Genomic DNA, 12,052 nt, shown 5'->3' with positions numbered 1-12,052 from the left:
ACAAAGCGATTTACGCCTGTTTCTCTGCGCCACACGACGACGAGCAGGCGAACGTCACGCCATCTCCGGTGGCCGGGTTCGGCCCCAGAAGGCGTCGTTCGCCATAACCGCCACACGGTCATTCGAGCGGCCGGTTCGCTCTAGTTAGCCGACGCCATTGCCTTTTGCTGCAGCGTCGTCGATCTCATCGGATACGGGCGCCGTCGACACATAGCCCTTCGGTTACCCGACCAGCCTCTGCCCCCAACCGTCATAAACCGGACGGCCTGTCGCGTGTAGCGCGCCAGTTCGATGGATGATCGTCGTGGTTGTCCCGCTCAAGGGCGGTGACTTAAGTGTAAGTGGCCTCCTTCAACCACACTGCCGGCCGCATGCAGGACAGCACCTCTTATTTCCCGCAGCGACCACCAAAACGACTCGCGGTCACGTGCATCTTAGTCCTCGGCGAAAGGAAGTTTCATTTGCATCGCATCCCGCACGCTCCCAATTCCTCCTCCAGCACAGCGTCTTGGGGTTTTCACTAGCAGCTTGAGAGATGCCCCCGACGGGCAGCGATAGTGCCCAAATGTGCAGTTTTCCGCGATGGGGCAAACGGATTTCGCATCATTAACCACGGCCTAATCCCAACTTTCGCACAATCAAATTCCGGATGAATTTTGGCTTCGGCAACCTCCAGGCAACCTCGTGATTAACGAGGCCCCACAGGAGGCGATCGAAGTAAGCACCGATCGTTTCCGCGTCGAAAGCGAGCACTTGGAGATGGGAATGAACGGCCTGAAGCATTCAATGAACGTAGTTGCGGGGATCGGGTTGGGTGGCCTCGCACTGACCTGGTCAGTTGCCGCGTGTGCAAACCTCGTTGTCGGGGTTGCGGGTCCGATGACGGGCGAATATGCGTCGGGCGGCGAGCAGTTCCGAAAAGGCGCCGAGCAGGCTGTGAAGGACATCAACGCGGCCGGCGGCTTGCTTGGCCAGAAAGTGGATCTGGTCGTGGGCGACGATGTATGTGATCCGAAGCAGGCTGTCTCGGTCGCCAATAGCTTCGTGAATAAGAAAGTTGCATTCGTCGACGGACACTGGTGCTCCAGCTCGACGTTGCCCGCATCGGATGTCTACAACGATGCTCAGATTCCTCAGGTGACCGTTTCGACTAACCCGAAAATTACCGAGCGCGGCATCCAGGGCATCTTCCGTATTACCGGCAGGGACGATCAGCAAGGGCAGGTAGCGGGCGACTACATTGCTGAGAATTTCAAGGGGAAGAAGATTGCCGTCGTCGACGACAAGACCGCCTATGGCGGCGGGCTCGCTGACGAAATCGCCAAGGAACTTTCGGCAAAACAGACCCCCGTCGTACTACGCCAGTCGATCACCGCGGGAGAGAAGGACTACTCGGGCCTCGTCAGCAAGCTCAAGGCAAACGGCGTCGAGGTTCTTGCCTACGGTGGCTACTACCAGGAGGTTGCGCTGATTCTGCGGCAGGCCGCCCAGGCGGGCCTGAAGCTGGCGCTGATCGGCGGCGATACCCTGACCAACAACGAGCTGGTCAATGCGGCGGGACCCGAAATCAACAAGGTCATCTTCACCTTCCCGCCAGACCCGCGAAAGAACGCCGCTGCAGCGAAAGTCGTAGAAGCATTGCGGGCGCAAAAGATCGAACCTGAAGGCTACATGCTGTATTCGTACGCTGCCATGCAGGTCTTCGCCGATGCTGCAAAACGCGCGAACTCGACGGACTACGCGGCAGTCGTCAAGCAGTTGCACAACGCAAGCTTCAACACGGTCGTGGGCCCGGTCGACTTCGACGCGAAGGGGGACCTCAAAAGCCCCGGTTACGTCGTCTATCGATGGAAAGGCAATAACTACGAGTACGTCAACAAGTAAGCGCCTGGACTGCCATGAAATACGGCGGTGCGTGTACGTTGCACCGCCTCCGAACAAGCCTCACCGGAGTAGACATGAGCCAGGCGTTGCAGCAATTGATTAACGGTATCACCCTGGGTGCCATTTATGGCCTGATTGCGATCGGCTATACGATGGTCTACGGCATCATCGGCATGATCAACTTTGCGCACGGCGACATCTATATGGTCAGCGCTTTCATTGCCGTGACCTGCTTCACATTGGTGGCGAGTTCCGGCATATCGTCGGTGGTCGCGAGTATCGCGATCACGCTTGTCGTTTGCATCGCACTCACATCGGCATTCGGCTGGACGGTGGAGCGCGTCGGCTATCGTCCGCTGCGCAGTTCGAGCCGCCTGGCACCGCTGATTTCATCCATCGGGATATCCATCTTCCTTCAGAACGCAGTGCAGATCACACAGGGCGCACGGGTGAAGTCGATCCAGCCGCTGGTGACGGGTGGCGTGAATCTGATTGCAGCGGAAGGTCATCACGGTGCGTACGTCTCTTACACGCAGATCCTGATCGTCGCCGTAACGGTTTTACTGATGTGCGGGTTCACGCTTTTTATCAACCGAACCTCGTTCGGCCGGCAGCAGCGTGCGTGCGAACAGGACCAGCGCATGATGCAGTTCCTCGGCTACAACGTCGACAGAATCATTGCATTGACTTTCATGATCGGTGCGGGCCTGGCAGCGGTCGCTGGCGTGATGGTGACGCTCTACTACGGTGTAGTGGACTTCTCGATCGGCTTCCAGGCGGGCATCAAGGCGTTCACCGCGGCAGTCCTGGGAGGCATCGGTTCGCTACCGGGAGCCATGCTTGGCGGCGTCATCATTGGACTCATCGAAGCATTCTGGGCGGCTTATCTTTCGCCCGAGTACAAAGACGTCGCGACGTTCGTCATCCTGATCGTAGTCCTGATGTTTCGTCCATCAGGTTTGCTTGGACGCCCGGAAGTGGAGAAAGTGTAATGAGCGCAACCATGATGAAAGAATCTGACCTGTCACTGAGGATACGCGATGCCCTGTGGGCATCGGTTGTTGCCGGTCTGATTGGTCTTCCGTTGCTTGGCCTGACGACACGGGATGGAATGCACGGATTGCAGGTCGAGACTCGCTGGCCGCTGCTGGCCGCGTTCATTGCGATCGCGTTTGCCGGGCGGTTCGCTCTCCAGACCGTGATGCACCGGTTCAAGATTGCCCCGAAGCGGCGGGCATCGACACGGCCCGCTCCAGGTGTCGTGGGTAACGGTGCGCTCGCCTGGCTGGGCGCAGGATGTGTCGCGTTCGCCGTTCTGCTGCCCGCATTGTTTGCCGGTAACAGATATGTGGTCGATACAGCTACGACGGTACTCATCTACGTGATGCTGGGCTGGGGGTTGAACGTGGTCGTCGGTCTTGCGGGGCTGCTAGACCTGGGATACGTCGCTTTCTATGCTGTTGGTGCGTATACCTATGGGCTTCTGTCGACGCACTTCGGATTTGGCTTCTGGCAGGCGCTCCCGGTTGCTGGTGCCCTTGCAGCGTTGTTCGGGATGGTACTCGGCTATCCGACTTTGCGGCTGCGCGGCGACTATCTGGCAATCGTCACGCTTGGTTTCGGGGAGATCATCCGCCTGGTGCTGGTGAATTGGGGCGACCTTACAGGCGGGCCAAACGGCATCTCGTCGATTCCGAAGCCGACGTTTTTCGGTTTGCCAATGGCTGCCTCCGGCGAGGGGCCAACCTTTGCCAGCGTGTTCGGCATCGACTACACCCCGGGACAGCGAGTTGTATTTCTTTACTACCTCATCCTCGGACTGGCGCTTCTGACCAGCCTGCTCGTCAACCGACTTCGACGGCTGCCGGTCGGTCGCGCGTGGGAGGCCGTGCGCGAGGACGAGATCGCCTGCAAGGCGATGGGCATCAACGTGACCAACGTCAAGCTCTCAGCGTTCGCGACGGGCGCAATGCTTGCCGGATTCGCTGGCGTGTTTTTCGCTGCGCGTCAGGGGTTTATTTCGCCGGAGAGCTTCACGTTTCCAGAATCGGCCACCATTCTGGCCATCGTGGTGCTCGGAGGTATGGGCAGTCAACTCGGCGTCGTGTTTGCCGCAAGCGTCCTGGTGGTATTGCCCGAACTCGGACGTGACTTTTCAGAATACCGCATGCTCGCGTTCGGCGTGGCGATGGTGCTGATCATGATCGTGCGGCCGGGTGGGTTGATTAGCCACCGTCGTGCCACCGTCAACGTGCCGTCGGAGGCAAAGCAATGACAATCGATCGTCCTTTGCTTCGTGTTGAAAACCTGACCATGCAATTCGGCGGTTTGCGCGCAATCGAGAACCTCTCGATGCACGCGTATGCGGCTCAGGTCACGTCGGTGATCGGTCCGAATGGCGCAGGAAAGACAACCTTTTTTAACTGTCTGACTGGCTTTTATCGGCCGACACGAGGCGCGCTCACCTTGTCTCATCCGCGACGTGGCGAACTGCGTCTGGATGCGATGCGCAGCGTCAATGTGGCGCGCACTGCACAGGTTGTCCGCACCTTCCAGAACATTCGTCTGTTTCCTCGTATGACGGTGCTCGAAAACCTGATGGTCGCTCAGCACAATACTCTGCAGGAGGCCTCACGCTTCTCGATCGCGGGCGCACTCAACCTGGCATCGTACCAGCGTGCGAGTGAACAGGCGATTGACAACGCCTTGACGTGGCTGGGGCGGCTTGGTGTACGGGATGTGGCCGAAAAGGCCGCCGGCGATATGCCCTACGGCGTACAACGCCGGGTGGAGATTGCGCGTGCCATGTGTGCTGGTCCTATCCTGCTTTGCCTTGACGAGCCGGCTGCAGGGCTGAATCCGCGCGAATCCGCGGAGTTGACGGCGCTTCTCAGGTCGCTCGCAAAAGAGCAGGGCATCGGCATCCTTTTGATCGAGCATGACATGAGCGTTGTCATGAAGGTCTCCGATCACATCGTGGTTCTGAATCACGGCAAGAAGATCGCCGAAGGTTGCCCGGCCGGGATCAAATCCAATCCGGACGTCATCAGTGCCTATCTTGGCGAAGACGATGATTCATCGTCGGACGAACTGATGCCCCATGAGAGGTCCGCTCATGCTTGAAATTCAGAATCTGAGTGCGCACTATCGAAGCGTTCAGGCGTTGCGCGGCGTTAACCTCCGGGTCAACGAAGGCGAAGTCGTCACCCTGATCGGTGCGAACGGTGCCGGAAAATCGACGCTGATGAATTCGATCTTCGGTGTCCCGCGCGCGAGCGGTGGCCGGATCCTGTTCGAGGGGCAGGATATAACGAAGCTTCCATCACATGCGATTGGGAGGCTGGACATTGCCGTGGTGCCTGAGGGGCGTCGCATCTTCCAGCGGATGACTGTCCTCGAGAACCTGCTGATGGGTTGTACTGCGGATCGGCGCACGACTGCGCAGGATCTCGATCGGATGTACGAGATGTTTCCGATCCTGAAGAGCCGAGCCTCGCAGCGTGCGGGGACCCTGTCGGGTGGAGAGCAGCAGATGCTGGCCATCGGACGGGCGCTCATGTCGCACCCGAGATTGCTGCTGCTTGATGAGCCGTCGCTCGGACTCGCCCCGCTCTTCATCCGCAAGATCTTTTCCGTGGTGAAGGAGTTGAACGAGCAGATGGGCATGACGATCCTGCTGGTGGAACAGAATGCTCACCACGCATTGCGCGTAGCCCATCGCGGATATGTTCTCCAGCATGGGGAGATCGCGCTGGAAGGTTCGGGAAGCGAGTTACTTGCCAACCCTGCGGTGCGCGCAGCCTATCTGGAGGGTGATACGGCTCAGCTGGACGCAGCCTGACCGCGCGGCAGGGGAAGGCGAGTATCCGGCGGATATCCGCATCGCCATCGAATCCTCATACGTCTCATGAAGATGGCGTTGGGCGAGGTCCCGTCCCTGCACGTGGCGATAGATTGTGCAGAATTCCGCAGCACCAGCCTTGAACCAGTTCAAGCCGGAGAGCAGTGAACAGTGCAGAATAACGATCAAGAGGTGACGTCGTCGCTACGCGACGAGCTCGAAAAGCGGGGAGCCATCCTCGGCGAGAAACAAGGAGGAAGACGGGCGTTAATGGCTCGCCTTCAATGCGAAGAAATTCAGGAGTTATCGGATGAAAGTCCTCATCGTATTTGCACACCCTGAACCGAAGTCGTTCAACGGCGCGCTCAAGGATACTGCCGTCGCGACACTGGAGGCGCTCGGTCACGAAGTTCAGGTCAGCGATCTGTACAAGCTGAACTGGCGCGCGGACCTGAACGTCGACGATTTCACAGGCGACCGTTTGAACGACGATTTCCTCGATCTTTCGGTAGAACAGGAACATATGTTCACGACGTCGACACCGCCAACGCCCGATGTTCACGCGGAACAGCAGAAGCTGCTCTGGTGCGACATGGTAATTTTCCAGTATCCGATGTGGTGGTTTGGCATGCCCGCCATCCTGAAGGGCTGGGTGGATCGCGTGATGACGCGTGGGTTCGCCTATGCGACGGGCCGCAAGTACGACACGGGGATGTTCAACGGTAAGAAAGCGATGGTATCGACGACGACGGGCACTGCCTCCAGTTTGTATGAGCCCGACGGCGTTGACGGAGCGATCAATCACATTCTCTGGCCGATTCACAATGGGATCTTCCGCTACCTCGGTTTCGACGTCCTGCCTCCACACGTATCGTGGATGCCGTCGCGGGTGTCGGCGGACGAGCGTCAGGCGTATCTCGACTCCTATGCGACGCGTCTTCGTCAAATCGAGAACACCGAGCCACTGTACTTCCATCCGTTCGCTGACTACGGTCCGGACCAACGTCTGAAGCCCGGTGTGATCGCACGCTCGGGTTTTCAATGGAATCCTGGCGCAGGGCAGGCACACGATGACGCGGCTGACGAATTCACCCGCAAGGTCGCAAGTGCCGGTTGATCTGGTCATTGCCGGGGGCGCGCGCGTCATTAGCGCGTGCGGTTGTTGTGGTTAACTGAAGGTGAGGGTACGTATGAAAGACCTTGGCATTTTCCGGCAGTTGCACCATGTTTGCATCGTCGTGCGCGATGTAGAAAAAGCCGTAACGTTCTATGAATCTGCGGGTGTGGGCCCATGGAAAGACTTCCCGCCGATGGATGCATATGAACTCAACGGCTATAACCGCGAAGCGTTTCTGCAGATGCGCTACAAGTTTGCGACGTTGGATAACGTGCAAATCCAGTTGTGCCAACCGGGGCAGGGCGATACACCGCAGCGCCGCTTTCTCGATGCACGGGGCGAAGGCGTCTTCCACCTGGGATTCACGGTTGACAGCGTAGACGCGGCTCAGCAACAGGGAATCGACGCTGGCTTGCCTCTTCTTGGATCGGGGCGACTCGACGATCGCAGCGGATTTACCTATTTCAACACCGCTGATAGAGGTGCAGGTGTAACGCTTGAAGTTCGCCAGGCGAGCGCTAACGCGAGCAAGGGCATCAAGAGCTGAGTCCTTCCGGCGCGCACAGCGGAACAAAGGGGGCGATCTGAGTATCGATGGTCCCCCTTTCTGAAGAGAGCAACTTATGCGTCCGTCGCACCCAGCCCCTCGCTCAAATGTAATCGACAGTAGTGCGGCTGTGTCTTTCGGGGAAAAACTGAAGGCTTGCTGCGCCGCCGTGTTCAATCCGCTGGCCGGGATTGAGCGTGAACTCTATGCGTCCAGCAGTGATTCAGCGGACCAGGTTCGAATCGACCCCGCCATCCTGTTGCTTGCTGCCTTGTGGTAAAGGCCTTATTTGGCCGTATGCCGTACTGGTCGTGCTCCCCAGAATGATCACGTCGGATATGCGCCACACAGCGCCTTGAAGAGGTGCTTAGCGCTGGGCACCTACATGCTTGAACGTCCCTTGGGCGGTTGCAACAAGTAGCGTGTCATCGACCCACGCCTCGCCGCGCACAAAGAAGATCGACCTTCCGTTTCGCTCCAGCTCCAGCATGCCGATCGCCTTAACGTGGTGCCCTTGACCCTTGTCGAGGAGGTTCGTCGTCAGAGACAGGGTAAAAGCGTGCTGTTCGACTTCTCCCGGCATCGAGAAGATTCCCGCGTAGCCGGCGGCCGCATCCAGCAAGGTGGCGATTGCACCGCCTTGCAGAACGCGTTGCCGGTTAAGCTTGGTTGCGTCGATCGGCATTGTCAGTTCCGCATAGCCGTCGTGCCATACAGATAGGTGCACGCCGAGACTTTCGAGGAAAGGATTGTCGAGCGGGGAATCTTGCAGAAGGGGAGCAGGACACATTTGATCGGTCGCGTTGAAAGCATGAGCGCAGCGCACGGTGCTGCATCTGGCGCATGATGTACCTGGCTGAACATGACAATGCCCCGGTCGTGTGAACAACGAGGGCGTTATCAGGATGTTGCGGCTCAACGGTCGCTACGCCGTCGAGCACTTCGTTTCATCGCATGACGAACGGATTTGCAGTCTTCACGCCGGTGTTGATCCACACGCTCTTGGTCTGCAGATACTCCCGGATCGCGTCGATGCCGTTCTCGCGCCCGAGGCCGGAGTCCTTATAGCCGCCAAATGGAGACATGTAGCTGACAGCGCGGTAGCTGTTGACCCAGACCATGCCAGCCTGGATTTTTTCGGCTACCCGGATGGATCGACCGATATCCCTGGTCCATACGCCGGCACCCAGGCCAAACCGCACATCGTTGGCGATGGCAACGGCTTCGTCTTCATCCTTGAACCGGATAATAGAAAGCACCGGGCCAAACACTTCTTCCTGTGCGATTCGCATGCTGTTTTTCACGTCACCAAAGATCGTAGGCTCGACGAACCAGCCGCGGCCGCATTCAGGTGCTGTACCGGGCTTGCCACCGAGCAACAGCGTTGCCCCGTCCTCCTTCGCGGTTTCGATATAAGACAGGACCTTCTGATATTGCGGGCGCGTCGTCACCGGACCGACCTGCGTATCCATATTCGATGGATCGCCCATCTTGGCGGTGCGAGCGAGCGTCACAAGCCGATCGACGAAGGCATCATAGATGCTGTCCTGCAATAGCAGTCGTGAGCCCGCGATGCACGTCTGGCCGGTCGCGGCGAAAATGCCCGATACGGCGCCGTTCACGGCGTCTTCAAGGTCTGCGTCCTCGAACACGATGTTCGGCGACTTGCCGCCCAGTTCGAGACTGACATGTTTGAACTGACGCGCAGCGGCTTCGTTAATGGCGCGCCCCGTCGAGTCCGCGCCCGTAAACGTGATCTTCTTCACGAGCGGATGTTCAACGAGCGGAGAGCCGACATCCTTGCCGAAGCCGGTGACGACGTTAATGACGCCTGGAGGAAAGCCCGCTTCGGTGAACAGCTTCGCGAACTCGATCGTGGATGCCGAAGTGAATTCCGAGGGCTTAATGACGACAGTGCAGCCCGCAGCCAGAGCTGGAGCGATCTTCCAGGTCGCGAGGAGCAGAGGCGAGTTCCACGGCGTGATCGCCGCCACGACGCCGAGCGGTTCATTGCGCGTGAAATTGAAGTACCCCTTCTTGTCGAGCGGGATGACCGCGCCCTGAATCTTGTCAGCGAGACCGCCAAAGTAGTAGTACCACTGCGGAAGATACTGACACTGCCCGTACATCTCGGCGATCAGCTTGCCGTTGTCCTGCACTTCCAGTTCCGCCAGCCGCCTGGCGTCCCGTGCGATAAGGTCGCCGACACGGTGCAGCAGGAGACCGCGCTGGCTTGGCGTCATCTGCGCCCACGGCCCAGTAGCGAACGCTGCATGAGCCGCCTCCACCGCGCGGTTTACGTCGGCGGCGTTGCCCTTGGCAATCCTCGCCCATGCTTCGCCCGTGAACGGATTTTCGGTATCGAACCATTCGCCCGAGGAGGCGGAAACAGATTCGCCGTTAATGTACATTTCGAATTGCTGCATGATTGAACGCTCCACTTATGTCAGGCTGCGACAGGCAGGCGCCGCTGCGATTCAGCCAGGATTTCCTGAGCCCTAAGAATGACGGGCCGATCGACCATACGGCCGTCGACAGCGACAGCCGCGCCATGCGACGCTGCTGCCGCAGCGAGTACTTTCCTGGCCCATTCCACGTCCTTTGCAGTCGGGACAAAGGCAGCATTGACAGCTGCGACCTGTTTGGGATGAATGCAAAGCTTGGCCCCAAAACCCAACCGCCTGGCGCGAAGCGTGTCGCGTTCGATTTGCGCTGCGTCGTCGAGGGTGATGCTGACCCCGTCAACCGGCGCCAGAAGGTTGCCGATACGCGAGGCCAGCACGATTTGAGACCTGAAATACAACAGCTGCTCATCGTCGCCGTCGATGCCCAGATCCAGCTGGAAGTCGACGTTGCCAAATACGAGTCGAGTCGTCAGGCGATGTTGGGCGATCGCGACGACGTTCCGAAACCCTTGGGCCGTCTCGATCATCGGCAGGATGTCGGTCGGCTTGCCGGCGAATTCGCACAGGAAGATATCGTCGATTCGTTCCGTTTTGGGCAGCATCACTGCCTTAACGGAGGGCGCACGACACAGGGTGATATCGTCGCGAAACCACTCGCTGTTGACATCGTTCACGCGCACTGCAATCGGTGTGTCATTTGCGGAAAGCCATTCTGAGAGTGCAGCGCGAGCCACTTTCTTTTCGTCGGGAGGGACGGCGTCTTCAAGATCGATGACAACCACGTCGACGCCCGACGCGGCCGCCTTGGCGAACCGGTCGGGCCGGTTACCCGGAACAAAAAGGTATGAACGGGGGGCGAGATCAGCCATGTTGTGACTCCAGTGAGACTTCGGGGAGCAGCCGTGGAACGACGGGACAATCGGCAAGAGACCATACCGACGCGATCGCATGCTGGATTTCCTCCTCGGCGGCTGCGTTGCCGTAGAGACCCAGCGTAGTGGTTTTATGCTCGAGTTCGGCGCGCGTCAGCGTATTGCCAGGATCGCCTTTCGGGTCGTCGATCCGGCCAGTAAATGTCTGTCCGTCCTTTGTCTGGACGGTGATCTTGCCGATCCATCGCGCAGGGTAGGCCGTGTCGACTTCGGGATCGAGCACCATGGAAACCTTGTCGCGGAACTGCGCGATACGGTTTTCCTTGTAGTGCGCATCGAACTCGCGAACGCCTGCGTGACCGTATTCGGCGGCCAATGCAAGGACGGTGCCCATTGAGAACTTCGCCTGGTGAATCGTCTTCGGGTCCGTGACCGGTCCGAGAACGTCGATCGCGGCCTGGTGCACATGCGTTACGACCGTTTCAATGTCGCCAGGAGAAAGCTTCTCGCGTCTCAACACATGGAGAAGTGCATCTGCGGCCGGGTGGGTGTGCCGGCAGGACGCATGGAACTTGAAGGAAGTTTCGACGAGCGCCCAACGCTCGCTCAACCGGTCGACAAGCTTCTGCGGGTCCGTCTGCGCCGACATGCCGGCGCCCATACCCTTGACGCCTTCCAGAATGTCCTCCGCACCGGTGAATCCGTCCGCTGCGAGGTAGGCGGCGAGCAGCCCATTCGCTGCGGCTTTCGCGGTATGCAACTGCTTGGAATCGGCTGCATCGCGCAGGAACTCCCACAGTCCGGCAGCTTGCGTACCTGCCGAACCGAAGGCGTGAAGCATCTGCACCTCGTCAAGACGAAGCAGGTTGCCGACGGCGGCTGCGGCGGCCAATGTGCCGACCGTGCCGGTCGTATGAAAAATCTTGTAGTGCGATCGGCCGAGAAACTCGCCGACCCGGATGCCAACCTCATAGCCGGCGACTGAGGCCGCGATGAATTCCTTGCCACTGCGTCCCAACGCCTGAGCCGCAGCCCATGCTGCAGGAAACACAACCGTGGCCGGATGCAACACCGAACTGTTGTGCAGGTCATCCTGTTCTGCGAAGTGCGACGCGGCGGCATTCACCATGGCCGCAAACAGCGGGCTTGTCGTGCGGCGCGATATCAGGATTTCGCAGGGGCCCGATTGCGGGCCAAAATCTAGCGCGAGCTTCTGGATCGATTCCACCGGGCGGGCACCGCGTCCCGCCAACGCTGCGCCGAACCAGTCTAGAAAGAGGTCTTCGGTGCGTCGTACGACTTCCGTGGGAATCTGTTCGTATTTCAGATTGGCTGCGAAGGCAGCCAGGATTTCGGTATTGGTCATGTCATGGTTCCGGACGAGAT

Annotated in this window: 11 protein-coding genes; 7 read left to right on the top strand and 4 right to left on the bottom strand. The window is 59.0% G+C overall.

Going from position 1 to position 12,052, the window contains the following annotated elements; translation table 11 throughout:
* Positions 1-759 precede the first annotated feature (759 nt).
* From C2L64_RS40755 to C2L64_RS40725, 7 genes are all read left to right on the top strand, one after another.
* Positions 760-1,884, top strand: coding sequence for a branched-chain amino acid ABC transporter substrate-binding protein (locus C2L64_RS40755; protein WP_322790658.1), 1,125 nt, complete (start codon positions 760-762; stop codon positions 1,882-1,884).
* A gap of 74 nt (positions 1,885-1,958) precedes the next feature.
* Positions 1,959-2,876: a branched-chain amino acid ABC transporter permease gene (locus C2L64_RS40750; protein WP_007578942.1), complete on the top strand. Its 918-nt coding sequence runs from the start codon at positions 1,959-1,961 to the stop codon at positions 2,874-2,876.
* Positions 2,876-4,159 carry a high-affinity branched-chain amino acid ABC transporter permease LivM gene (livM, locus tag C2L64_RS40745; protein ID WP_007578940.1) on the top strand — a complete coding sequence of 428 codons (1,284 nt, stop codon included), beginning with the start codon at positions 2,876-2,878 and terminating at the stop codon, positions 4,157-4,159. Before C2L64_RS40750 ends, livM begins: the two co-directional genes overlap by 1 nt.
* Entirely contained in the window at positions 4,156-5,007 is an 852-nt protein-coding gene (locus C2L64_RS40740) for an ABC transporter ATP-binding protein (protein WP_007578938.1), read from the top strand. Before livM ends, C2L64_RS40740 begins: the two co-directional genes overlap by 4 nt.
* A complete protein-coding gene (locus tag C2L64_RS40735) occupies positions 5,000-5,725 on the top strand; it encodes an ABC transporter ATP-binding protein (RefSeq protein ID WP_079493826.1) in 726 nt (241 codons plus the stop codon). The genes C2L64_RS40740 and C2L64_RS40735 overlap by 8 nt, the downstream gene beginning before the upstream one ends.
* Before the next feature lie 310 nt (positions 5,726-6,035).
* Entirely contained in the window at positions 6,036-6,842 is an 807-nt protein-coding gene (locus C2L64_RS40730; protein ID WP_007579229.1) for an NAD(P)H-dependent oxidoreductase, read from the top strand.
* Positions 6,843-6,915: 73 nt separating this feature from the next.
* Complete coding sequence (locus C2L64_RS40725) at positions 6,916-7,389, top strand: VOC family protein (protein WP_007579230.1); 474 nt, start codon at positions 6,916-6,918, stop codon at positions 7,387-7,389.
* A gap of 367 nt (positions 7,390-7,756) precedes the next feature.
* Here C2L64_RS40725 and C2L64_RS40720 read toward each other — a convergent pair whose 3' ends face one another.
* From C2L64_RS40720 to C2L64_RS40705, 4 genes are all read right to left on the bottom strand, one after another.
* On the bottom strand, positions 7,757-8,179 hold the full coding sequence (locus C2L64_RS40720) for a PaaI family thioesterase (RefSeq protein WP_007579235.1): 423 nt from the start codon (positions 8,177-8,179) through the stop codon (positions 7,757-7,759).
* Between the two features lie 157 nt (positions 8,180-8,336).
* On the bottom strand, positions 8,337-9,815 hold the full coding sequence (locus C2L64_RS40715; protein WP_007579237.1) for an aldehyde dehydrogenase: 1,479 nt from the start codon (positions 9,813-9,815) through the stop codon (positions 8,337-8,339).
* Positions 9,816-9,835: 20 nt separating this feature from the next.
* Entirely contained in the window at positions 9,836-10,663 is an 828-nt protein-coding gene (locus tag C2L64_RS40710; RefSeq protein ID WP_007579238.1) for an HpcH/HpaI aldolase/citrate lyase family protein, read from the bottom strand.
* On the bottom strand, positions 10,656-12,032 hold the full coding sequence (locus tag C2L64_RS40705; RefSeq protein ID WP_007579239.1) for an MmgE/PrpD family protein: 1,377 nt from the start codon (positions 12,030-12,032) through the stop codon (positions 10,656-10,658). The genes C2L64_RS40710 and C2L64_RS40705 overlap by 8 nt, the downstream gene beginning before the upstream one ends.
* Between the last annotated feature and the right edge of the window lie 20 nt (positions 12,033-12,052).

This window comes from Paraburkholderia hospita, from assembly GCF_002902965.1.
GTDB lineage: Bacteria > Pseudomonadota > Gammaproteobacteria > Burkholderiales > Burkholderiaceae > Paraburkholderia > Paraburkholderia hospita.
This window is presented reverse-complemented; position numbering and strand designations above follow the sequence as displayed.